Raw genomic sequence first — 461 nt, 5'->3', positions numbered from 1 at the left:
ATGGACATTACTCAATAATAAAGTTTGTGCCTCCCCTATCGTCTGGTTTTCTATGGTGCTCTAGATATTCATTTACCATCTCATCCGTAATATTTCCAGTACTCCAACATCCATATCCGATAGCCCAAAAATGCCGACCCCAATACCGCTTTTTTAATTCAGGAAATTCCTGTTGAAGCTTCCTTGAACTTCTACCCTTAAACTTCTTGACCAAATCGCTAATGTTTTGCGAGGGACGATAATCTATGTGCATATGAACGTGATCTTTGGAGATGACACCTTTTAATATTTCCACATCCTCTGCTTCACAAATTTGTATTAGCAGCTTACGGCAACGTAGCTTAATATCACCCGTTAAAACAGGATATCTGTATTTTGTGCTCCAAACTAGATGCGCGGTAAGTTGCGAAACGCTATGTCCATTTGATCTTTGTTCTGACATTAAACAAAGGTAAGTTTTT

1 protein-coding gene is annotated in these 461 nt (G+C 38.6%); it reads right to left on the bottom strand.

Annotated features, from left to right (window positions below):
- Nucleotides 1-7: 7 nt before the first annotated feature.
- Nucleotides 8-442, bottom strand: coding sequence for an IS200/IS605 family transposase (gene tnpA, locus RM539_RS19965; RefSeq protein ID WP_311505177.1), 435 nt, complete (start codon nucleotides 440-442; stop codon nucleotides 8-10).
- Nucleotides 443-461 lie beyond the last annotated feature (19 nt).

This window comes from Autumnicola musiva (assembly GCF_031846585.1).
Classification (GTDB): Bacteria; Bacteroidota; Bacteroidia; order Flavobacteriales; family Flavobacteriaceae; genus Autumnicola; species Autumnicola musiva.
Note: the sequence above shows the minus strand (reverse complement) of the source record. Positions and strands in the feature narration are given on the sequence as shown.